The sequence below is a fragment of the Kitasatospora humi genome, from assembly GCF_020907985.1.
Classification (GTDB): Bacteria; Actinomycetota; Actinomycetes; order Streptomycetales; family Streptomycetaceae; genus Kitasatospora; species Kitasatospora humi.
Map to the genome: position 1 here is coordinate 321,532 of NZ_JAJJPA010000002.1, position 22,488 is coordinate 344,019.

General features: G+C 74.2%; 18 protein-coding genes and 1 pseudogene. 12 read left to right on the plus strand and 7 right to left on the minus strand.

Features of this window, described 5'->3' with window-relative positions:
• Window positions 1-144: 144 nt before the first annotated feature.
• Entirely contained in the window at window positions 145-1,068 is a 924-nt protein-coding gene (locus LN042_RS03895) for a tetratricopeptide repeat-containing protein (RefSeq protein ID WP_230048385.1), read from the minus strand.
• A 679-nt stretch (window positions 1,069-1,747) separates the two neighbouring features.
• Between LN042_RS03895 and LN042_RS03900 the strand changes: the two genes are divergently transcribed.
• The 3 genes from LN042_RS03900 (at window position 1,748) to LN042_RS03910 (ending at window position 5,694) form a co-directional block, all read left to right on the plus strand.
• On the plus strand, window positions 1,748-2,281 hold the full coding sequence (locus LN042_RS03900; RefSeq protein WP_230048387.1) for a GNAT family N-acetyltransferase: 534 nt from the start codon (window positions 1,748-1,750) through the stop codon (window positions 2,279-2,281).
• A 639-nt stretch (window positions 2,282-2,920) separates the two neighbouring features.
• Window positions 2,921-4,423 carry a hopanoid C-3 methylase HpnR gene (hpnR, locus tag LN042_RS03905; protein ID WP_230048389.1) on the plus strand — a complete coding sequence of 501 codons (1,503 nt, stop codon included), beginning with the start codon at window positions 2,921-2,923 and terminating at the stop codon, window positions 4,421-4,423.
• Between the two features lie 83 nt (window positions 4,424-4,506).
• Entirely contained in the window at window positions 4,507-5,694 is a 1,188-nt protein-coding gene (locus LN042_RS03910; protein ID WP_230048391.1) for a Rieske 2Fe-2S domain-containing protein, read from the plus strand.
• 124 nt (window positions 5,695-5,818) lie between these two features.
• Here LN042_RS03910 and LN042_RS03915 read toward each other — a convergent pair whose 3' ends face one another.
• Window positions 5,819-6,685: an aldo/keto reductase gene (locus LN042_RS03915; RefSeq protein WP_230048392.1), complete on the minus strand. Its 867-nt coding sequence runs from the start codon at window positions 6,683-6,685 to the stop codon at window positions 5,819-5,821.
• Window positions 6,682-7,566, minus strand: a complete 885-nt coding sequence (locus LN042_RS03920) for an NAD-dependent epimerase/dehydratase family protein (RefSeq protein WP_230048394.1) — start codon at window positions 7,564-7,566, stop codon at window positions 6,682-6,684. Before LN042_RS03920 ends, LN042_RS03915 begins: the two co-directional genes overlap by 4 nt.
• A gap of 103 nt (window positions 7,567-7,669) precedes the next feature.
• Between LN042_RS03920 and LN042_RS03925 the strand changes: the two genes are divergently transcribed.
• From LN042_RS03925 to LN042_RS03935, 3 genes are all read left to right on the plus strand, one after another.
• On the plus strand, window positions 7,670-8,605 hold the full coding sequence (locus tag LN042_RS03925) for a LysR family transcriptional regulator (RefSeq protein ID WP_230048396.1): 936 nt from the start codon (window positions 7,670-7,672) through the stop codon (window positions 8,603-8,605).
• Window positions 8,606-8,976: 371 nt separating this feature from the next.
• The gene (locus LN042_RS03930) at window positions 8,977-10,242 is read left to right on the plus strand and encodes an APC family permease (protein ID WP_230048398.1); all 1,266 of its coding nucleotides are present in this window, start codon (window positions 8,977-8,979) and stop codon (window positions 10,240-10,242) included.
• A gap of 256 nt (window positions 10,243-10,498) precedes the next feature.
• Window positions 10,499-11,215 (plus strand): CBS domain-containing protein, encoded by a 717-nt coding sequence (locus tag LN042_RS03935; protein WP_230048399.1) that lies wholly within the window; start codon window positions 10,499-10,501, stop codon window positions 11,213-11,215.
• 233 nt (window positions 11,216-11,448) lie between these two features.
• Here the strand turns inward: LN042_RS03935 and LN042_RS03940 are convergent, their stop codons facing one another.
• Window positions 11,449-12,387 (minus strand): aminoglycoside phosphotransferase family protein, encoded by a 939-nt coding sequence (locus tag LN042_RS03940; protein ID WP_230048401.1) that lies wholly within the window; start codon window positions 12,385-12,387, stop codon window positions 11,449-11,451.
• Between the two features lie 199 nt (window positions 12,388-12,586).
• Here LN042_RS03940 and LN042_RS03945 point away from each other — a divergent pair, with 199 nt between their 5' ends.
• Window positions 12,587-15,361 (plus strand): SpoIIE family protein phosphatase, encoded by a 2,775-nt coding sequence (locus tag LN042_RS03945; RefSeq protein ID WP_230048403.1) that lies wholly within the window; start codon window positions 12,587-12,589, stop codon window positions 15,359-15,361.
• 107 nt (window positions 15,362-15,468) lie between these two features.
• Window positions 15,469-16,287 carry a methyltransferase domain-containing protein gene (locus LN042_RS03950; protein ID WP_230048405.1) on the plus strand — a complete coding sequence of 273 codons (819 nt, stop codon included), beginning with the start codon at window positions 15,469-15,471 and terminating at the stop codon, window positions 16,285-16,287.
• A gap of 11 nt (window positions 16,288-16,298) precedes the next feature.
• Here the strand turns inward: LN042_RS03950 and LN042_RS03955 are convergent, their stop codons facing one another.
• Window positions 16,299-17,504 carry a PP2C family protein-serine/threonine phosphatase gene (locus tag LN042_RS03955; protein ID WP_230048407.1) on the minus strand — a complete coding sequence of 402 codons (1,206 nt, stop codon included), beginning with the start codon at window positions 17,502-17,504 and terminating at the stop codon, window positions 16,299-16,301.
• A 262-nt stretch (window positions 17,505-17,766) separates the two neighbouring features.
• Entirely contained in the window at window positions 17,767-18,048 is a 282-nt protein-coding gene (locus LN042_RS03960; protein ID WP_230048409.1) for a dsRBD fold-containing protein, read from the minus strand.
• Window positions 18,049-18,409: 361 nt separating this feature from the next.
• Here LN042_RS03960 and LN042_RS03965 point away from each other — a divergent pair, with 361 nt between their 5' ends.
• The 4 genes and pseudogenes from LN042_RS03965 to LN042_RS37145 all read left to right on the plus strand — a co-directional run.
• A complete protein-coding gene (locus LN042_RS03965; RefSeq protein ID WP_230048411.1) occupies window positions 18,410-18,856 on the plus strand; it encodes an archease in 447 nt (148 codons plus the stop codon).
• A 41-nt stretch (window positions 18,857-18,897) separates the two neighbouring features.
• On the plus strand, window positions 18,898-19,881 hold the full coding sequence (locus LN042_RS03970) for a CapA family protein (RefSeq protein WP_230048413.1): 984 nt from the start codon (window positions 18,898-18,900) through the stop codon (window positions 19,879-19,881).
• Window positions 19,882-20,069: 188 nt separating this feature from the next.
• Window positions 20,070-20,657: an RtcB family protein gene (locus LN042_RS37140; protein WP_283843552.1), complete on the plus strand. Its 588-nt coding sequence runs from the start codon at window positions 20,070-20,072 to the stop codon at window positions 20,655-20,657.
• Window positions 20,569-21,315, plus strand: a pseudogene (locus tag LN042_RS37145) (RtcB family protein); the annotation flags it as partial. The gene LN042_RS37140 and the pseudogene LN042_RS37145, both read left to right, overlap by 89 nt.
• Window positions 21,316-21,388: 73 nt before the next feature.
• Here the strand turns inward: LN042_RS37145 and LN042_RS03980 are convergent.
• Entirely contained in the window at window positions 21,389-22,255 is an 867-nt protein-coding gene (locus tag LN042_RS03980) for a universal stress protein (RefSeq protein ID WP_230048415.1), read from the minus strand.
• Window positions 22,256-22,488: the final 233 nt, after the last annotated feature.

Consider the following 22,488-nt stretch of genomic DNA (forward strand, 5'->3'; position numbering starts at 1 on the left):
ATCTTGAAGCTCATGGCCATGGTATTTCGGCACCGAATTTTTCCTGGCGTGCGGCCACGCAGTGCGGCCGGGGCGTGGCACCGGTGCGGTCCGTCCCGGCCGGCCGCCCCGCGGTGGCGCGATCGCAGTCGGCGGGAGCACCGCTCAGGCCAGCAGGAGCCCCGCGGCCTGCTCGGGGGACAGGTCATCCGGGATCGAGGCGAGCCGGTCCGCGATGCTGCGCTTGCCGGTGAACTTGCTGAGGTCCTTGACGCAGGCCTTCGCCTCGGCGTCCGAGCCGAAGTCCCACACCAGCAGCCGGTGCACCATGGCGACGGCCTCGACCGGGCCAAGCCCGGCGCTGTCGGGGGTGCCGGTCAGGCGGCGGAAGGTCGGCACCAGGCGGGCCAGTGCGCAGCGTGCCTCGCCGAGCAGCGGGTGGCCGGTCGGCAGGCTCTGCTGGATCCACGGGATCAGCGTCTGCAGCTGCTGGGCCGCGGGGAACACCTCACCGGCCCGTGCCAGATTGGCGGCCATCCGGACCTGCACCGTCAACACCCGGGCGTCCTGGGCGCCGTGTGCCGCGGTGAGGGCCGGCAGCAGCTCCTGGAACCGCTGGACGGCGGCGCGCGGATCACCGTTGTTGCCGATCGCCGTGGCCAGTTCGAGATGGGTCACCAGGGTCTCGGGGTCGGTCGGACCGAGGTGCTGGGCCATCTCCGCGACCACCTGGCCGAGCAGGTGGACGGCCGCGCCGGGGTTCCCGGCCGCGTCCTGCCGGCAGGCCCGTTCGCGCCAGGTGATCAGCGCCTCCCGGTCGTACCGGCCGAGCAGGGACGTCATCTCACGGGCCACCAGCTCCAGCACCTGGCCGGCCACCTCGTCCGACGGAGCCTCGGCGGCGGCGGCCCGCAGGCGCAGCAGCAGCGCCCGCACGCCGCCGTCCTCGGTGGCACCGGTGTCGGCGCCCGCGGGGGCGGCGTTCTCGGCGTTCTCATCCGTAACGGGAACGGCGTCGGCCGGTATCAACCGGGCGGCCGCGACATGGGCGGGGCCGAACGCGCCGAACGGTTCTGCGGGGACGGACACGGGCGACCTCATCGGATGGGTGGGCGGATCGGCAGCGGCACGCGGACGTGCCGGAACATTCTGGCCTGCGCCGGGCGGGCGCGGCCACTCGTTGGTGGGCGCTGAGCCGGGCCACCTGGAATGCGGCGTCCGGGATCCGCAGCGAGGGCGAGCGGAAGCCGAGGGCCGCAGCGAGGGCGAGCGGAAGCCGAGCGGGCTCGCTGCCTCGAAGGCCCGGGTGCCGTAGTAGCGGGGCGAGCCCTCCAAGAACACCAGCGGCACCCCGGCCCGCTCCGCGACCGTCAGCGCGTGCCGGACCAGCCGGGCGCCGATCCCGCCGGCCCCGCTCCTCGGGCAGCACGGCCAGTGGGCTGAGCGACGGCACGTCCACCAGCCGGCGCGGGCGTCCAGGCGGACGGCGCTGATCGGCTGGACGCCGGCCATGCCGCAGCTGCGCCGGATGATCCTCGACCCGGGCGCGGAGACCGCGGCGGGCGCCGACCTGACCTGGCTGCGCCTGGCTGCGCCTGGCTGCGCCCGGCTGCGCCCGGCTGCGCCCGGCTGCGCCCGGCTGCGCCCGGCTGCGCCCGGCCGTGCTCGCGGCCGTCCGGGCGCTCGCCGAGGCGCCCGCTGCCCTGACGGCTGGTCAGTAACCTGCCGTCACTGGTCCGATCGACGAACGCGTCGGTACGATCACCGGATGATCAACGACTACCTGCTGCGCGGCGACCGCGTCGCCATCCGATCCCTGCGCCGCGACGACCAGGACGAGTTCACCCGGCTGGCGCAGGAGAACGCCGAGGTCCACCACCCCTGGCTGGCCCCGCCGCGCACCGACGCCGAGTTCGACGCCTACATGACGCGCCTCGAGGAGCCCGTCCGCGAGGGCTTCGCCATCTGCCTGCCGGACACCGGCGCGATGGCCGGCTACGTGACCATCAACAACATCGTGCAGGGTGCCTTCCGCTGCGGGGCGCTGGGTTACGGCGGCTTCGCACACGGGCGCGGGCTGGTCACCGAAGGGGTTGGCCTGGTGGTGCGGTACGCCTTCGGGCCGCTCGGGCTGCACCGGCTGGAGATCAACGCCCAGCCGGCCAACGTCAAGTCGATCGCCGTGGCCAAGCGGCTCGGCTTCCGCCTGGAGGGGCTGTCACCGGACTTCCTCTTCATCGACGGCGCCTGGCGCGACCACGAGCGCTGGGCGATCACCGCCGAGATGCTCGACGCCGCCTGACGGGGAGACACATCCTGATCGGACGCCACCGCACCGACGGGCGCTCGCGGCCGTCGCCCAGCGGGGTGTCCAACCCCACGCCCGCCCGGGGTGCCGTCCGGAAGTCACCGTCCCCGTGTCCGGTCACGGTGGTGCGACAGGTGCACGGCGGGGCCCCGGAGCGTGCCCGCCGCCGGACGCGGAGGGCCTGGCGGCCTGCCGCCACGTCCGCCACGCGGTACCCGGCACGGCGCGGCGGTCGCTGCCGTTCGGACGGACTCGCGGCACCCGGGGCGACCACGGCGCCGCCGCACCGGGCATCCCGTTCGGCGACATGCCGCACGCTGCCGCCCTGCTCGGCGGCCCGCGCGTCGATTGGCCGGCGGCTCCCGTGCCCGCCCCGCTGACGGCCGGTCCGTGTCCTGCCGGAAGCCCTCCGGCCGGCACGCCCTGCTGCTCGCCGGAGGTGGCCCCGGCGCCTCCCGACCACCGCGGACGCCGTGCTCGCCGGTCCGTTCCGCGGCTCGGCGGCTGCGCGGCTCGGCGTCCGGCTGGACGCGAGCGCCGTCCGCCGCCGGCGTACGGCCGGATGGCCGTACCCGCGTGCGGGAGGCGGCGAGCAGGCGCAGGCTCGGTCGGGATGCCACTGTGGAGGTGCCCGTGAGACTGCTCCTGGTCCATCCGAGCGCGTTGATGTACTCCGAGATCTTCTTGAGGCTCGAGCCACTCGGCCTGGAGCGGGTCGCCGCGGCGGCCCGCAACGCGGGCCACCAGGTCCGCCTCGTCGATCTGCAGGTGACCAGGCCCTCACGGCTGGACTCGGTCATCGACGACTTCACGCCGGAAGCGGTGGGCGTGTCGCTGAACTACCTGGCGAACATCCCCGAAGCCATCGACATCGCGCACCGGGTGAAGCGGGCCGTGCCGGGCTGCTTCGTCTTCTTCGGCGGTCACAGCGTCTCCTTCGTCGCCGAGCACGTCCTGGAGCAGGCCGCCGGCGCGGTCGACGCCGTGATCCGCGGCGAGGGCGAGCCCGCGATGCAGCCCCTGCTCGAAGCGGTCCGCGACGGCGGCCTGACCACGGTGCCCGGCATCGTCACCCGCGAGGGGCGCGGGCCGATGCCCCGCATGATGCACGGCCTGGACGATCCCCGGCCGGCCCGCGACCTCACCGCCCACCGCCGCCGCTACTTCATCGGCGAACTCGAACCCTGCGCCTCGATCGAGTTCACCCGCGGCTGCCCGTGGGACTGCTCGTTCTGCTCCGCGTGGACCTTCTACGGCCGCAGCTACCGCAAGGCCACCCCCGAGGGCGCCGCCGACGAGCTCGCCTCCACCCGCGAGCCGAACGTGTTCATCGTCGACGACGTCGCGTTCATCCGACCCGAGCACGGCGACGCCATCGCCGCCGAGATCGAGCGCCGCCGGATCCGCAAGAAGTACTACCTGGAGACCCGCGCCGACGTCCTGCTGCGCAACCAGGAGGTCTTCGAGCGCTGGGCGCGCCTCGGCCTGCGCTACATGTTCCTCGGCATGGAGGCCCTCGACGCCCAAGGCCTGGAGCTGTACCGCAAGCGCGTCGATCCGGACGAGAACGTGCGCGCCCTCAAGGTGGCCCGCAAGCTCGGCATCAACGTGGCCATCAACCTCATCGTCGACCCCGCCTGGGACACCGAACGCTTCCGCATGGTACGGGAGTTCGCCCTCTCGGTGCCCGAGATCGTGCACCTCACCGTGATGACCCCTTACCCCGGCACCGAGATCTGGCACACCGAGTCCCGGCGCCTGACCACGCTCGACTACCGGCTCTTCGACATCCAGCACGCCGTGGTGCCCACCGCCCTGCCGCTGGACGAGTTCTACCGCGAACTGGTGCGCACCCAGGCGGTGATCAACCGCAAGCACCTCGGCGTGAGCACGGCCCTCGGCGCGGCCCGCATCCTCGCGGGCAACCTGGTGCGCGGACAGACCAACTTCGCCCGGATGCTCTTCAAGTTCAACAGCGTCTACAACCCGGAGCGGCAACTCGCCGACCACCGACGGCCGGTGAGCTACGAACTGCCCCTGCCCGTGCACGCCGCGCCCGGCGACCGGCGCCAGCTCTACATCCATGCCGCACCCGTCACGCACCGCCGCCCCACCGCGCCGCCGGTGCCCGACTGACCCTCGCCCACCCGGCCCCGGAGCCAAGCCCCTGCCTTCCGCTCGGACGATCCGCTCGGACGATCTGCACCTTGGGAGACCTCATGCCCGACAACTGGACGGTGGACGGAGCAGCGCAGCCCGACGGCCATCAGCACGGAAGCGGGAGCAGCGGAACCCCAGTCGACATCAGGCGCGTCGGCATCAACCCCGACTACTGGTACCCGGTGGCCACTTCGCGGAAGGTGCGGAAGGGCAAGACGCTGGCCGCCGCGTTCGCCGGGGAGCGGATCGCCCTGTACCGCGGCGAGAGCGGCACCGTCCACGCCCTGGAGGATCGCTGCGCCCACCGCCAAGTGCCCCTGAGCATGGGCGTGGTGGAGGGTGACACGCTCCGCTGCTGCTACCACGCCTGGCAGTACCGGGGCAACGGCCGCCTCTCGCAGATCCCGTACCTCTCCAAGGAGACCGAACGGCCGCCGAAGGGCGTGCGCGCCTATCCGGTCCGCGAGGCGCACGGCCTGGTGTTCGTCTTCCCGGGAGACCCGGAGAAGGCGGCCACCGTGGCGTTCCCGGCGCTGCGCGAGCTCGACCCCGCCAGGCACCGGACCATGATGTTCTCCCGGCTGGTGCGCTGCCACTACTCGTTCATGCACGAGAACCTGCTCGACATGAACCACCAGTTCCTGCACCGCGGGATCCTCGGCATGATCCACCCCGAGCTGCTGGAGCGCCGCCGGACGGCCCGGTCGGTGGAGGCGCGGTACCTGTTCACGCACAGCGGCAGGAAGCGGAACCGCGGAGCGGGCCTGCTCGCCGCCGAAGGCATCGGCGGCAAGAACTCGGCGGATCTCATGACGATCCGCACCGAATACCCCTACCAGACGCTCGAACTCGTTCCGGAGAACGCCGAACTCCCGTCGTTCTCCCTCTGGGTGGCGTACGTGCCGAAGGACGCCGAGCAGCGCACCAACCAGGCCTTCGGACTGCTCACGATCGCCAAGCCGTCGATCCCCGGAGCCCTGCAGCTGGCGTGGCCGGTCATCCGGCGTTTCACCGAGCGGGTCTTCGCCCAGGACCGGATGGCGGTCGAGGCCGAACAGCGGGCCTGGGAGGAGCAGGGTGAGGACTGGAACCGCGAGATCTTCCCGCTGATCCTGGAGGTCCGCGAGCTGCTGTGCGCCAACGGGGTTCCGCTTCGTCCGGCGGTGCGGCGGACAGGGGCCCCGGCGCCGTGCGCCCTCGCCGTGCCGGAGGCCGAGGTGCGCCCGGACGGTCCGGCCGTGCCGTAGGCCGAAGTACGCCTGGACGGCCCTCGCCGGGCCGGAGGCCGAGGTGCGCCCGGACGGGTCCGGCCGTGCCATGGCGGCCCGTCCAGGCCCAGGAGCACCTGGCACACGTGCCGGCAGGCCCCCGTCAACCGCCCAGCAGGGCCAGCTCCTCGGTCGACAGCCGCAGCAGGCTTGCCGCCGCCGAATCGCGGATCGACGCCGGTCGGCGCGCGCCCGGGATCGGCAGCACCACCGGCGCCTGCGCCAAGTGCCAGGCCAGGCAGACCCGTTGAGGGCTGACGCCATGCGCACGTGCCACCGCGTGGAACGGGGTGCCGCCGGCCGGAACAGCCGCGCCGGGGTCGTCGACCGCACTCGGCGAGATCCCGCCGAGCGGACTCCACGGCATGAACGCCAATCCCAGCGAGGCGCACAGGTCGAGCGTGTCCCGCGTCACCTGGTGGGCGGGGGAGAACCGGTTCTGCACGGACACCAGTCGCTCGCCCAGGATCTCGTGGGCCACCCGGATCTGCTCGCAGTCCACGTTGGAGAGCCCCACCAGCCGGATCGTCCCCGCCTCGGCCAACTCCCGCAGCGCGCCCACCGACTCCGCGAACGGCACCTCCGGGTCGGGCTTGTGCAACTGGTAGAGGCCGATCGCCGCCACTCCCAGCCGCGCCGCCGACCCCTCGGCCGCCCGCCGCAGGTGCTCCGGGCGGCCGTTGACCGTCCACGATCCGTCACCCGGGCGGCCGCGCCCGCCCTTGGAGGCGACCAGTACCTCGGCAGTGCCGCTGCCGTACGCGGCGAGCGCGCGGGCGACCAGCCGCTCGTTGTGGCCCAGCTCATCGGCGTGCCACTGGTAGCAGTCGGCGGTGTCGATCAGCCGAACTCCCGCGTCCAGCGCGGCGTGGATGGTCGCGATCGCCTGCCCTTCGCCGGGCCGCCCCTCCACCGAGAGCGGCATCGCGCCCAGACCGATGGTCCCCACCGGCAGTCGACTCCCCGTCATGCCCGCGCCTCCTCGATCACCTGCGGCAGCCAGTCGTCCAGCACCGAGAACCGGAACCCCAGCTGCCGCGCCCTTCCGTTGTCCATCGGGTAGCAGCGGTCGAAGGACAGCGGCGACAGGGCCGAGCCCGCGCCCACCACGAGCCGGGGCTCGGCGCCCACCACCCGGCCGACGGCCTCGCACAGCTCGCGCACGTCCAGCGCGCCGTGCGAGGCCGCGTTCACCGCGCCGGTGAAGTCGGCCCCCGCGGCCCAGGCGAGGAACCGGGCGATCTCGTCATCCCGGATGAACGAGGCGGGCTGCGGGGCGGCGTGCACCGCCACCGGCAGCCCGTGCTCGATCCGGTGCACGTAGTGCGCCAGCCGTCCCGTGAAGTCGGCTCCGCCGACCACGTGGGCGGTCCGCACCAGGGCCACCTCGAAGGCGGCCGCCCGCATCAGCACCGCCTCCGCCTGGCGCTTGCCCTCGCCATAGTGCGATGCGACGAAGTCCTGGTCACTCCATGGCAGTTCCTGGTTCACCGGCCAGCCCGCGGGGTCGACCGCCGCCTCCGGGAGCGGGCCCGCCCCGCCGGTCTGCGCGTACACCTCCACCGTGGAGGTCAGCACGTACCGCCGGGTCCGCCCGGCGAAGACCCGCGCCCCGATCGCCGCCTGCACGGGTGTGTAGCAGACCTGGTCCACCACGACGTCGAACCGCCGGTCGCCGAGCGCGGCCCGCAGCGCCCCCTCGTCGTCCCGGTCGGCGCACAGCCACCGCACGCCCTCCGGCGGCGGCACGGATCCCCGGTTCAGCACGGTCACCCGCGCCCCGGCGTCCCGCAGTTCCCCGATCAGCCGCCGCCCGAAGTACCGGCTACCGCCGATCACGCAGACATCCATCGCCAAGCCCTTCCTCTCCGGTTCCTCTCCGGGCCGCCGAGTCTGCCGACCGCCGATCAACAGCAGTAGTCTTCACTTCGGCATCACGTGTTAAGGAGAACTGTTGATCGACGTCCAGCGGCTGGCCGTGCTGCGCGAGGTCGCCCGGCTCGGCAGCTTCAACCGGGCCGCCCAGGTGCTGCACTGCACGCCCTCCGCCGTCTCCCAGCAGGTCGCCGCCCTGGAACGCAGCCTCGGCACGCCCGCCGTCGAGCGCTCCACCCGAGGGGTGGCCCTCACCGACGCCGGACGCCTGCTGGTCGAAGCCGCCGACGCGATCGCCGCCGAGCTGGCCGACACCCAGCAGCGCATCGAGCGGCTGGCCGTCGCCCGGACGGCGCTCACCGTCGCCACCTTCGCCAGCGCCGGCCGGCGGCTGCTGCCCGGAGTGCTGGCCCGGTTCCTGGCCGACCACCCGGAAGTGGAGCTGTCCGTCCTGGAGGAGGAGCCGGAGGCGAGCCTGCCCGCCGTCCGCGAGGGCCGGGCCGACCTCGCCCTCGCCTACCACTTCGACGGCCCGCCGCCCGCCCGGCCCGGCGACCGCTCCGGCCTGGACTGGACGCCGCTCGGGCCCGACCCGCTGCGCGTCGTACTACCGCGCGAACACCCCGCAGCCGCCCGCACCGAGCCGCTCCAGCTGGCCGAGCTCGAGGAGGAGCGCTGGATCCTGGGCTGCCGCAAGTCCGCCGCGCAGTTCGCCGGGCACGCCGAACTCGTCGGCGTCGAGCTGCGGATCTCCTGCACCGCCACCGACTACGACTTCGCCCAGTCCCTGGTCCGAGCCGGCGTCGGCATCGCGCTGATCCCCGAGATCGGCCTGACCCACCATCCGGAGCTGGTCGCCCGAGCGCTCGCCGACCCCACCCCGCGCCGCCACCTCGGCCTGGCGCTCTCCCGCCGGCGGCGCGGCCCGTCCGCCCGCCTGGCCGAGGACCTCGCCGCCCGCCTGGAGTCGGCCGCCGGACGGGAGTCCGGGGCGATGCCGGCCACTGCCCGGTAACCGGACTTAGCCGGGCTGGAGGGGCACCACCGAGCGGATCCGTGGAACCCGCGAGCATGGGCCCGCCCACCGACCTCACCAGCTCGGTGCGGACCCGTCGGGCTGCGGGTAGTCCTGCACCGCGACACCGCGCTGACCGACACCGTGCTCGCCGACACCGCGCTGGCCGACACCGCGCTCGGTCAAGGAATCCTCCGACGTTCCCAGGATCAACCGGCTGCCGTCCGGCCACCTCATTGTGGTTCGCGTGCGGTTGATTGCCAAGAGTCCCGGGCGGCGGGAGGTCGGGGGAGGGGACTCCTCTATCGTCGTCCGGTACCGGGTTCGGCCAATGCAGCGGGGTGCGGGTGTGCGCCGCCGAGGAGTGAGTCATGGGAAAGCCGTCGGCGCTGGTCGGCGCGGCGCAGCTGCAACGGCGGCTGGGCGTGTTCGACGCGGTGGTCGTCGGCCTCGGGTCGATGATCGGCGCCGGGATCTTCGCCGCGCTCGCCCCGGCCGCCGCGGCGGCCGGCTCCGGGCTGATGCTCGGTCTGGCCCTGGCGGCAGTGGTGGCCTACTGCAACGCCACCTCCTCCGCGCGGCTGGCCGCGCGGTATCCGCAGTCCGGCGGCACCTACGTCTACGGGCGTGAACGCCTCGGGGACTTCTGGGGCTACCTGGCCGGCTGGGGCTTCGTGATCGGCAAGACGGCGTCCTGCGCGGCGATGGCCCTGACGGTCGGCTCCTACGTGTGGCCGGCCCAGGCCCATGCGGTCGCGGTCGCGGCCGTGGTGGCGCTGACCGCGGTCAACTACGTCGGCGTGCAGAAGGCCGCCTGGCTCACGCGGGCGATCGTCGCGGTGGTGCTGGCCGTGCTCGCCGCGGTCGTCACGGCCTGCCTCACCGGTTCCACCGCCGACAGCGGCCGCTGGGCGATCGGCGCGGACACCGGCTTCCACGGCGTGCTCCAGGCGGCCGGGCTGCTGTTCTTCGCCTTCGCCGGCTATGCGCGCGTCGCCACCCTGGGCGAGGAGGTCCGCGATCCGCGGCGCACCATTCCCCGCGCCATCCCGATCGCGCTCGGCATCACGCTGGTGGTCTACGCCGTCGTCGCGCTCGCCGTGCTCGCCGTCCTCGGGCCCGAGCAGCTGGCCCGCGCCACCGCACCGCTGGCCCAGGCGGTCCGGGTGGCCGGCGCGCCGGGCCTCGTCCCGGTGGTGCGGGTCGGCGCGGCGGTGGCCGCCACGGGTTCGCTGCTCGCGCTGATCCTCGGCGTCTCCCGCACCACCCTGGCCATGGCCCGCGACCGCCACCTGCCCCACGCCCTGGCAGCCGTGCACCCGCGCTTCGCCGTGCCGCACCGCGCCGAGCTGGCCGTCGGCACGGTCGTCGCCGTGCTGGCGGCGGTCGCGGACGTGCGCGGGGCGATCGGTTTCTCCTCCTTCGGCGTGCTCGCCTACTACGCCGTCGCCAACGCCTCCGCTTGGACCCTGACACCCGAGGAGGGCCGCCCGCCCAGGATCGTGCCGGTCCTCGGCACGGTCGGCTGCCTCGTGCTGGCCTTCGCGCTGCCGGCGGCGTCGGTGGCGTGGGGCGCGGCGGTGCTCGCCCTCGGTGCCGCCGCCTACGGTGTGCGCAAGCTGCTGCCCGGCGCCTGAGCGGGAGCCGGAGAACGCTGCTGCCCGGCGCCTGAGCGGGAGCCGGAGAACGCTGCTGCCCGGCGCCGGAGAGGGGGCCCGCCGGCGGCCGCCGGCGCTCGGCGGGGGGCCGCGTGCCGACCTCTGACGGCTGGGTGCGCCCCGGCGAGGTGCGGTGACAGGGAACGCGGGAGGAGGATGGGAGGGGCGCCGGCACCGGCCGCTGCGGGAGCCGCTGCGGCGGCGGCCGCCGGTGCTAGCAAGGAGGTCAGCGACCGTGGACGACAGCAGACTGGGGGACGGCGCCGCCGCCTTCGCCGCGCGCGGCCCCGCGCCCCACGAGGCTCAGGTGCGCTCCTGGATGAGCCCGACGGCAGTCGCCGTGACCACCGACACCGACTTCGCCACCATGATCGCCGCGATCACCGCCACCGGGCGCGGCATCCTGCCGGTGATCCGTGCCGGGGGCGGTCTGGTGGGTGTGGTCTCCCCGTCCGACCTGCTGGCCGCGTACCGTGCCGGGCGGGACGGAAGCGGCGTCAACGGAACGATCAGGGCCGAGGACTTGATGAGCCGACCGGCCGTCAGCGTCCGCGACGACCAGCCGATCGCCGAGGCGGCCGCGCTGCTCGGACGGGACCGCCTGCACCATCTGCCGGTGGTCGACCGCGACGGTCGCTTGGTCGGGCTGCTCTCGGTGCACGACCTGCTGGAGGCACTGCGGCAGGACGACGACGCGCTGTGCGGTGAGGCCCTGCGGCTGGCGCTGGAACCGGGCAGCGGGGTGGCGCCGAGCTCCCTGCTGGTGCGGTGCGAGCGCGGCCACCTGACCCTCGGCGGCCGCACCCGCACCCGCACCGACGCCCTGCGGCTGGTCGAGGAGGCCGGCCGGATCAACGGCGTCATCAGTGTCATCGACCAGTTGCACTGGGACTTCGACGACCTCGACGACCTCGGTGACACCGGCGGAACCGCCGCCGACCGACCCGGCTGACGGCGACCCGGCCCGATGGCGCGACGGCGACCGGGCACCACGGGTGGTGCAGCGGTCCGCTCTGGCCGCCGGCCGCCCGGCTTCGACACCGTGCGCTGGAGGCCGGCCGGCCGAGGAGCGGCAGCCGGCACGGACCGCGACTCAGCGACAAGGGCGTCCGCCGGGGCGGCCGAGTGTCCCAGCCTCGCCGTCGGGGTGGGGAGCCGACCGACGGCCGGCGGCCACCAGGGAGGTCACGGCCGAGCGGGCCCGATGAGCAATTCCGCCAAGTGGTCCGCGAATTCGTTGATCCGGTCCAGCCATGGCCCGCTGCGGGCCACCCGGAAGCCGTGGCGGCGGCCCCAGAAGGCGGCCTGGACGGCGTGGAACTGGGCCCACCGCCGGACGCGTTCGCGATCGAGTTCCGCAGCCTCGGCGAAGACGTCCAGGGCCCGGTGGACCGACTTGCGCAGGTCGCCCGCTTCGAGGAGCGCGAGCGCGCGGGACTTGAGCAGCGTGCCGCCGTCATAAGCGGGGTCTCCGACACAGCCCTTGGGGTCGACGGCCAGCCACGCCTCACGGTCGGCGCGCAGGATGTTCCGGGCGTGGAGATCCCCGTGGACGAGGATGTCCGGCTGGGTGCGGCCCAGCTCATCGACGGTCATGACGGCGGCGTCCACCGCGCGGGGCGGCATGGTGTGGGGCAACTCCACGGCGTCCTTGCGCAACTGCTCCTTCCAGACACCGGCCTGGTCCCGCAACCGGGGCAGGCCGGGCGGCGCGGGGATGGCCAAGCGGCGGTTGATCCGCCCGGCGACCGCCACCACCTCGTCGCCGTCCTCGACCTCCGCCAGGGTCGACGCCCGGGCCCGCTCCAGCAGCATCGCGAACCGGTCGTCATCGCGCTCGAACAGCCGGACGGCTCCGCGTCCGTCCCACGCCGCGAACGCGTCCGGCTCGTGGACGTTGCCGGGATGCGGGAAGGACACCTTCAGCACGGCGGGCCCCCCGGTCGACCGCTGCACGGGGACGATGATCCCGACACCCCCGTGCATGACCTCGCCGTCCGTCCGGCACCCCCAGCCGTTCATCAGCTCGGCCACCAGCTCGGGCAGTCCGGCGAGCCATGCTGCTCCGCGCTCCCCTTCGCGCTCGATGGTGCTCCGCACGAACGCCCCCGGCATCTCGATCACCCAGGCACCCTACAGCCGGCCGGCCGGGCCGACAGGTCGCCACGGCCCGGCCCCGCCGTCCCGGACTCGCAGGCCCGGGCGTCCGGCACCGGCGCCGGGGCGGTTTTTCTCGACCCTTCCGGACCTCCCGTTGTGCAGATCTCCGGGCGGAGTGGCAGCGTGGAGGGAGTTGAGACCCGGATTCGCGGGGACGGCCTGGATGGATGCAGCGAACGGTGACGCCGTTCGGAGCGCGGAGCCCGGCGGGCCAGAGGAACACCGGTCCGCCCGGGGCCGGCTGCGCTCCCGGCTGCGGGCGCCCAGCGTCGCCGGGCAGGTGTTCGTGTGGCTGCTGGCCGTGGTCGTGCTGCTGGTCGGCGCGGCGCTGACGGCGCTGGTGCTGCAGGCCCGGCACTACGCCACCAATGACGCCGAGAACCGCACGCGCGTCGCGGCCGTCGCCCTGGCGCAGGCCCCCATGGTGGCGACCGCGATGGACGGCCCCGATCCGACCGCGGTGCTGCAGCCGTTGGCGAACCAGGTCATGACCAAGGGCCACTTCGACTACGTGGTCTTCGCCAACCCGGCGGGCATCCGCTACACCTCCGACAACCCCGCACTGATCGGCAAGCACGTCATCGGCCCGTACCAGGAGGCATTCAAGGGGCCGATCACGATCAGCTTCAACGCGCCCATCGGACGGGTCGTGGAAAGCACCGCGCCGGTCGACAGGACGGACGGTTCGGTCGCGGGCGTGGTCCAGGTCGGCTACACCGTCGCGCACACCAGCAGCATGGTGGGCCAGCAGCTCCCCGTCCTGATCGGCGGCGCGGCGGTCGCGCTCGTGGTGGGAACCGGCGGGGCGGTGCTGGTGCGGCGGCGGCTGCGCCGCCAGACCCGCGGCTTGGGTCCGGCCGAGATGACGCGGATGTACGAGCACCATGACGCGGTGCTGCACGCCGTCCGCGAGGGTGTGGTGATCGTCGGCGGCGACGGACGGGTGCTGCTGGCGAACGACGAGGCCCGGCGGTTGCTCGACCTGCCGCCCGAGGTGGAGGGGCGGCCGGTCGCCGAGCTCGGGCTCGCTCCCGCGCTGGCCGAGCTGCTGGCGTCCGGGCGGGCTGCCACCGACGAGGTGCACCAGGCCGGGGACCGGCTGCTCGCCGTCAACAACCGCCCCACCGCGCCGTTCGGCGGAGAGTCGGGAAGCGTCGCGACCGTCCGTGACACCACCGAGCTGCGGGCACTGGCCGGGCAGGCCGAGACGGCCCGGGCCAGGCTGCAACTGCTCTACGACGCGGGACTGCGGGTCGGTACCACCCTGGACGTGAAACGGACCGCGCAGGAGCTGGCGGACGTGGCGGTCCCCCGCTTCGCGGACTTCGCCACGGTCGAGCTGGCCGACCCGGTGCTGCACGGCGAGGAGCTGTTCTCGGACCTCGGCATCGAGCAGGGCCCGCGGATCCACCGCACGGCCACCAGCGGCAGCGGCGACGACTGGCCGTTCATGCCCGTGGGCACGGAGATCAGGCCGCTCCCGGGCACCCCGGAGGAGACCGCCCTGAAGACCGGGCGCGCCGCGCTGGCCAACGACCTGGCCCAGGAGCGGGCCTGGCGGGCCCGCGCCCCGGAAGCCGCCGACCGGGTGCTCTCGTTCGGGATGCACTCGCTGATCACCGCGCCGGTGCGGGCGCGCGGCCTGTCCCTGGGCACGGTCAACTTCTGGCGGGCCGGTGATTCCCCGCCGTTCGACGAGGAGGACCTCGCCTTCGTCGAGGAACTGGTGGCCCGCGCGGCGGTCTCTGTGGACAACGCCCGCCGGTACACCCGTGAGCATCGGATGGCCGAGACGCTGCAGCGCAGCCTGCTGCCCCGGGGACTGCCCGAGCTGAGCGCACTGGAGGCGGCCTACCGCTATCTGCCGGCGCTGCACGGGGTCGGCGGGGACTGGTTCGACCTCATTCCGCTGCCCGGTTTCCGCGTGGCGCTCGTCGTCGGTGACGTCGTCGGCCACGGCCTGCACGCCGCCGCCACCATGGGCCGCCTGCGCACGGCCGTGCTCAACTTCTCCGCGCTCGACCTGCCTCCGGACGAACTGCTCGCCCGCCTCGACGAACTGGTCACCCGCCTCGACCAGGTGGAGACGGCCGTGGGGGAGCAGGACATCGAGGGCGAGGGTGAGCGGGCGCCCGTCACCGGAGTCACCTGCCTGTACGCGATCTACGACCCGGTCTCCGGGGACTGCACCATGGCGCGGGCCGGTCATCCACCGCCCGTGCTGCTGGGACCGGACGGCGGTGCGGAGTTCGTCGACCTGCCGGCCGGACCGCCGCTCGGCGTGGGCGGTCTGCCCTTCGAGACGGCCGAGTTGCGGCTGGCGCCCGGGAGTGCCCTGGTGCTCTACACCGACGGGCTCGTCCAGAACCGGGAACGCGACCTGGGGACCGGGCTCGAAGTGCTGCGCAACTCCCTGGCAGGCGCCGACACCCGCTCGCCGGACGACCTCTGCCAGACCGTGTTCGATGCGCTGCTCCCGCCGCGCCGCAGCGACGACATGGCGCTCCTCATCGCCCGCACCCGGCTGCTCGACAGCGACCAAGTGGCCAGCTGGGACGTGCCGTTCGACTTCGCCGAGGTGTCCCGCGTGCGGAACGAGTGCGTCGACCAGCTGACCGCCTGGGGACTGGGGGACGCGGCGTTCACCGCCGAGCTGATCCTCAGCGAGCTGATCACCAACGCCATCCGCTACGGTGCCGCGCCGGTCCGGGTCCGGCTGCTCAGGGACCGCAGCCTGGTCTGCGAAGTGTCGGACGGCAGCAGCACCGCCCCGCACCTGCGCTACGCCGCCACCACCGACGAGGGCGGCCGGGGCCTGTTCCTGGTGGCGCAGCTGGCCGAGCGGTGGGGGACCAGGTACCCACCCCGGGGCAAGGTCATCTGGAGTGAACAGCCGCTGACCGCACCGGAGTTCCAGTTCGAAGAGATGCTCCTGTAGCCGCGCCGCGGGCATCCCGGCGGGTCACCGTCCGAGCGGCGGCTACTCCTCGGCGCCGGCGCGCGGAACCGGGCCGACGAGCGACCCGCACGCCTATAGTGAGCGCCATGACCGACCCGCGCCCCACCTCGGCCTTCCACGCGGCCAACGCCGACTCCTCGGTCACCGCCCGGCTGATCGCCGCCCTGGACAGCCAGGCGGCCAACCCCGGGGTGCGCCGGCTGCGCGAGTGGGCGCACGCGCGCCTTGCCGCCAGTCCCGGCGAGCGGGCACTGGACGTCGGCTGCGGCACCGGCTCGGAGGCCCGGGTGCTCGCGGCGGCAGTCGCCCCGGACGGCGCCGCGCTCGGCGTCGAACCCCACCCCGGCCTGCGCGCCGTCGCCGAGCAGCGCGCCACCGAGGCCGGCAGTCCGGTCCGGTTCCTGGCCGGCGACGCGCTCGCGCTGCCGCTGCCCGACGCCGAGCTGGACGTGGTCTGGTGCGAGCGCGTCCTCCAGCACCTCACCGATCCGGCGCGTGCCGTCACCGAAATGGCCCGCGTGCTGCGCCCGGGCGGCCGGATCGCACTGCTCGACACCGACTGGGCAACCTTCGTCATGCACCCGGCCGCCCCGGAGGTCCGGCCCGCGCTGGCCACCGTCACCCAGGCCACCGCCGCCACCCCGGATGCCGGGCGCCGCTTGGCGGGCTGGCTCGCCGGGGCGGGTCTGACCGTCGACACCGTCGGCGCGGACGTCCTGCTGCACGACCCCCGCTCCGTCACCTGGCCGATCGTCCAGGGGCTCGGCTCGGCGGCCGTGGCGCGGAAGCTGATCACCGAGGAGCAGCGCGACCTGCTCTACGCCGACCTCACGGCCGCCGCCGCGCAGGGCGCCTTCCACCTGTCGGTGACGATGTTCGCCGTTGTCGCCCACCGGCCCGGCTGACCGGCCGGCCGTCACCGGGGCGGGCGCCACTCGAAGAGCAGGATGGTCGCGTCGTCCTGGAGGTGGTTGCGTTGGTGTTCGAGGATGTCGCGGATGAGCAGCCGCAGCACCTCGGCCGGGCGCTGACCGGAGGACGTGGAGCGGATGATGAAGTCCGTGAACCGGTCGAGGCCGAACTCCGAGCCTTCGGTGTCGCGGGTCTCCACGACACCGTCGGTGTAGAGCAGCACCCGGTCACCCGGCTCCAGGGTCGTCTCGTGCACCTGCCGAACGGCCGGCGCGAGTTGCAGGGCCAGACCGATCGGCAGCTGCGGGGGGCTGTCGAACACCCCGTGGACCACCCGCTCGGCACGGATGAGCAGCGGCGGCGGGTGACCGCAGTTGACCCAGCGCAGCACTCCGGTGATCGCGTCGAGCCGGCACAGCACTCCGGTGCAGAACTGGTCGGGCAGCCATCGGGCGAGCGCCTGCTCGACGGAGATCACGACGTCAGCCAGGTTGCCGCCGCCGCGGCGGGCGTTGCGTGCCGCCGCCATGGCGACCGACGTGGTCAGACCCGAGGTCAGGTCGTGGCCCATGGAGTCGAGGATCATGGTGTTCAGCACGTCCTTGACCACCGTGTGGTCGTAGGCGTCACCGGCGACCTCGTACGCGGGCTCCAGCACGGCGGTCGAGACGCACCTGGTGCTGCCGACGCTGTGGGGCGGCAGGAAGGCCCGCAGCATCTCGGTGGGCAGCCGCATGGCCGCGGTGCGGCTGAGGCCGGCGAGCCAGTCGCTGTAGGTGCGCTTGGAGGTGATCAGCATGGCGAACAGATGGGCCAGCATCCGGCTGCGGCGCATCCGCGGCTCGTCGAGCCGGACGCAGCACACCCCCAGCACGCCCAGCCGTTCCGCGCCGTCGACCAGGGGCAGCCAGACGGTCACGCCGTCGTCGGCCTCGGCCACCTGCGGTGAGACCGTGCGGTACGCCGCGCCGGCGGACGAGCCGTCCACCGGCAGGTTGTCCATGGCCTCGTCGAGCGGGATGAGCAGCTGCTGCTGGAGGTCGACGAGGTAGATCAGCGCGGCCTCCAGGCCGAGGGCCGAAGCACACCGGTTCCCCAGACCGGGCAGCTGCACCGGCAGCGCTGTCTGCGCCTCGGCGATCAGCTCTTCCAATCGGCTCTCGGCGACGGTGACGGCGGAGCCGGCGGGCGCGTTCGGTGGGTCCGACACGGGGGATCACCCCCTTCCGCGCCCAGTCTCACACCGATCGCGGCCGCTCTCACGTCGGAACCGGACAGGGCGGACCCGGCCGCGGGCCGTACGTGCCGGACCCGGCGGACCCGGCGGACCCGGCCGCGAGGCGTACCTGTTGGACCCTTGGACCCGCCCGACCCACCGAAACGCCGCACCCGGCCGCGGCGAGAGGGCCTCCCGCACCGCACCGCGGCGCGGCCCGGACGGCCGAGGCGTGCCGGTTCCCGGCGCCGCCGGCTCAACCGTGCGCCGGCGGCTCGTTGGCGGCCGCGTCGACCATGCCGGCCCGCAGCAGCTGGTAGCCGAGGTCGACCAGGGCGCGGCCGGCGGCGTACTCGTCGCCGATCTCCGGCACCATGGGGTCGTTGGGATTGCGGTGGGCGTCGCTGCGCGACTCCAGGACGTTGTCGCCGGTGTCGAGCACGGCGTGCACCTTGGTGACGTCGCCCTCCTCGTAGATGTCGAGGCGCAGGCTCCAGCGCTTGGTGTGCAGCAGCCTGGGGGTGGCGGTCTCACTCATGTCCGAACCTGTCCTTTCCACGCGGGTGACGCGGTGACGGCCGATCGGTTCGGGCGCCGGTCGCCGTCGGAGCCATACCTCCAGCATCCGAGCGGCCGCTGCCGGTGTACACGGGTCACCCGGCCCTGTTCGGCGGATCGCACGGGCCCGGCGGGGAGTCCGCTGCCAGGGCGGCCCCCCGGGCCGCCCGGCCGATCGCGCCGCCCGGCCGATCGCGCCGCCCGGCCGATCGCGCCGCCCGGCCGATCGCGCCGCCCGGGTCGGCGCAGCAGGATGGAGGTACGGGCCCGAACCGGCAAGGAGGGCCCGGGAGATGCGCGGGCCAGGCGGTGCGCGCAGGTGACGTGAGGGGGCCCGGCGAGTGACCGGAGGGCAGCGCTCGGCAAGCGGCCACCGGGCCGTGGCGCACACGGCGGACCTGCGACTGGAGGCATGGTCGCCGACCGTGGCGGGCTGCGTCACGGAGGCCGTGCGCGCTCTGGTCGAGGGCTTCGCCGACACGTCGGCGGCCCGGCCGGTCGGCGACCGCACGTGCGAGGTCACCGCCGCGACCGACGAGGACCTGCTGGTGGCCGTCCTGGAGGAGGTCGTCTACCGGATGGACGCCGACGGCGAGATACCGCTCGACACGGAGGTGTTCGAGATCCGGACCACGGCGGCCGGCCGGGCGCTGTCGGCGCGGTTGCGGATGGCGGACGCCGACACCGCGGAGCTGGTCGGTGCGGTGCCCAAGGCGGTCTCGCTGCACGACCTGCACCTGCGGGGCGGTCCCGGCGGCTGGTCCTGCCGGGTGACGGTCGACGTCTGACCGGACACCGTCCGACCGAACACGGCGAGCGGAGCGGAGACATGGCGCTCACGGTGGCACTGGCCGGCGACACCATGCTCGGGCGCGGCGTCGCCGAGGAGCTGCGGCGCGCGCCGGCACCGGCCACCCTGTTCGCCGCCGAGGTGCGGGAGGCCCTGGCGGCGGCCGACCTCGTGGTGCTCAATCTGGAGTGCTGCGTCTCCGACCAGGGGCAGCGCTGGCGGGACCCGCTCAAGCCGTACTTCTTCCGGGCCCCGCCGTCGGCCGCCACCGTGCTCGCCGAGCTGGGGGTGGACTGCGTGACCCTGGCCAACAACCACGCCCTGGACTACGGATTCGACGCCCTGGCCGACACCCGGGAGCTGCTGGAGCGGGCTGGTGTCCGCACCGTGGGCGCGGGCCAGGACGTCTCCGCGGCAAGGGAGTTCGCCGTCCTGGAGGTCGGTGGCGGGCGGCTCGCCGTGGTCGCCGCCACCGACCACCCGCAGGAGTTCGCGGCCGACGAGCAGCGCCCCGGCGTCGCCTGGGCCGATCTGTACCAGGGCGTGCCCGACTGGCTCGGCGCGCTGGTCGAGCGGGCCGCGCGGCAGGCCGACGCCGTGCTGGTCACCCCGCACTGGGGTCCCAACATGACCTCACGCCCGCCCCGGCACGTGCGCGCGGCGGCGGCGGACCTGCTGGCCGCCGGGGCGACCCTGGTCGCCGGGCACTCCGCCCACGTCTTCCACGGGGTCGCCGACCAGGTCCTCTACGACATGGGCGACTTCGTGGACGACTACGCCGTCGACCCGGTGCTGCGCAACGACCTGGGCCTGCTCTTCCTGGTGACCCTGGACGGCCCCGACCCCGGTCACCCCACCCCCGTCCACCTGGAGGCGCTGCCCCTGGTCCTCGACTACTGCCACACCCGCCCTGCCCGGGACGAGGAGTGGGTGTGGATCCGCGAGCGGTTCACCACCGCCTGCGCCGAGTTCGGCACCCCGGTGGGCGAGCGTGCCGGACGGCTGACCGTCGACTGGAGATGAGTGACGTGGACATCAAGCTCACCGAGGAGAGCGCCTACCGCTTCCGCATCGAGCGGCAGGGCGGGATGCGGGTGCCCGGAGTGGTGTACGTGTCCCACGAGTTGCTGCCGCAGGCGGAGGGAGACAAGGCACTGGAACAGGTGGCCAACGTGGCGACCCTGCCCGGGATCGTGCGCGCCTCCTACGCCATGCCCGACGTGCACTGGGGCTACGGTTTCCCGATCGGCGGGGTGGCCGCCACCGACATCGAGCACGGCGGCGTCGTCTCGCCGGGCGGCGTGGGCTTCGACATCTCCTGCGGCGTGCGGCTGCTGGCCGCCGGCATCGACCGCGGGGAACTCGACCCCGGGCGGATGCGCCGCCTGATGGACGTGCTGGACGCCACCATTCCGCGCGGCATGGGACGCGGCGGCCTGTGGGAGCTGTCCGGCACCGGCGAGATGGACGACCTGCTGGCCGGCGGCGCCCGGTACGCGGTGGAGCACGGCCACGGCGTGCCGCGCGACCTGGACCGCTGCGAGGACCTCGGCGTGCTGGTGGGCGCCGCCCCCGGGCAGGTGAGCAGCCGCGCCGTGGCGCGCGGCCTGTACCAGGTCGGCAGCCTGGGCAGCGGCAACCACTTCCTTCGAGGTCCAAGCCGTCGACCGCCTCTACGCGCCCGACACCGCGGCCGCCTTCGGGCTCCATGCCGGCCAGGTCTGCGTCATGATCCACTGCGGCTCCCGCGGCCTCGGCCACCAGGTCTGCACCGACCACGTCCGCACCATGGACCGTGACCTGCACCGCTACCGGATCGACCTCCCGGACCGCCAACTCGCCTGCGCCCCCGTCGACTCCGCGCCCGGCCGCGGCTACCTCGGCGCCATGGCGGCCGCCGCGAACTACGGCCGCGCCAACCGGCAGTTGCTCTCCGAGGCCGCCCGCCGCGCCTTCGTCACCGCGGCCGATGCGGGCCTCGAGCTGGTGTACGACATCTCCCACAACATGGCCAAGATCGAGACCCACCGGGTCGACGGCGCCGAGCGGCGGCTCTGCGTCCACCGCAAGGGCGCCACCCGGGCCCTGCCGCCCGGCGATCCGAGCCTGCCGCCCGACCTCGCCGACGCCGGCCAGCCGGTGCTGGTCCCCGGCACCATGGGCACCGCCTCCTACGTGATGGTCGGCCTGCCGGGCAACGACGCCTTCCACTCCGCCTGCCACGGCGCCGGCCGGGTGTGGAGCCGCCACCACGCGCTGCGCATGGTGCGCGGCGAGCGGCTCCGCGACCAGTTGGAGGCGGATGGAGTCGCGGTGCGCCCGTCCTCCTGGCGCGGCCTCGCGGAGGAGGCGCCCGAGGCGTACAAGGACGTCGACGCCGTCGCCGCGGCCACCGCGGGCGCCGGACTCGCCCGCCTCGTCGCCCGCCTGGTACCGCTGGGCGTCGTCAAAGGCTGACCGCGACCGGCCGACCCCGCACCTGAACCGGGGCCGCCGGCGGGCGGCGCGACGGCGGGGTGCGCCCCCGGCGTCAGTCGTGGGGGATGACGGCGACCGGGCAGACGGAGTGGTGGATGGCGGCGTGGGCGACCGGGCCGATCCGGGGTGCCGGGCCGCTGCGGTTCCCGCCGCGGCCGACGACCAGGAGCCGCGCTCCGACGGCGATGTCCACGACGGCCCGGGTGGGGCTCTCCTGGCTGAGGTGCTCCACGACGTGGACGTCCGGGTACTTCTCCCGCCACGGCAGCAGCGCGGCGCTCAGCGCTTCCCGGTCCGCCTCGGGCGGGGTCTGCGCGGCCGGGTGCTCGCGGGCGATCACCGGCCGGCGGCGGCTGGTCGCGTGCACGGCGAGCAGTGCGGCGGAGCGCCGCCGGGCGGCGTCGAAGGCGAAGTCGAGGACGCCTTGGTACCCGGCCCGCAGGCTGATGCCGACCGCGACGCCGCCGGGCGGTGTGGCGGCGGGCGGTGTGGCGGGCGACTCGCGGTCGGTGCGGACCAGCACCACCGGGCGGTCGGCGTGGGCGACGCTGTACAGCGCCAGTGACCCCAGCAGGTAGCCGCGGACGGTGCCGAGCCCCTGTGAGCCGAGGACCACCAGCTCGGCGTCCTGAGCGGCCGACAGCAGGGCGTCGGGGGAGTCGGCGGGCAGCAGCTGGGTGATGAGCTGCAGACCGGGATAGTCCTGCCGCATGGTGCGCCGGGCCTCCTGGAGCAGGCGCTGGGACGCGGCGGCCTGTTGGTCCTCCCGGACGATCTGCTGGCCCGTCACCGGCGGCAGGATCCACAGGTGCACCATCCGCAGCGCCAGGACCCGCCGCCGGGCCTCACGGGCGGCCCAGTGGGCGGCGGACAGGCTTTCGGGTGAGCCGTCGAGACCGACGATGATCTCGGGTCGCATGCTGGTCGCCCCGCTTTCCTGGCGTGGGTTCGGACTGGTCACGCGCGGATCGGCGGCACGCCACGGGCTGACGGGCGACGATCGGACCGGCGGACGCCTGCGGTCCGGTGCCGCTCATCGGGACCCTCCAGCGGCGTCGGCCTGCGGCCGGTGGGCGTGCCGGGCCCGGCGGACCCGAGCCGGTCCGGTGGGCGCTGCCGCCGGACCCCGCTCTGCTGTTCATCGTCCTCCTG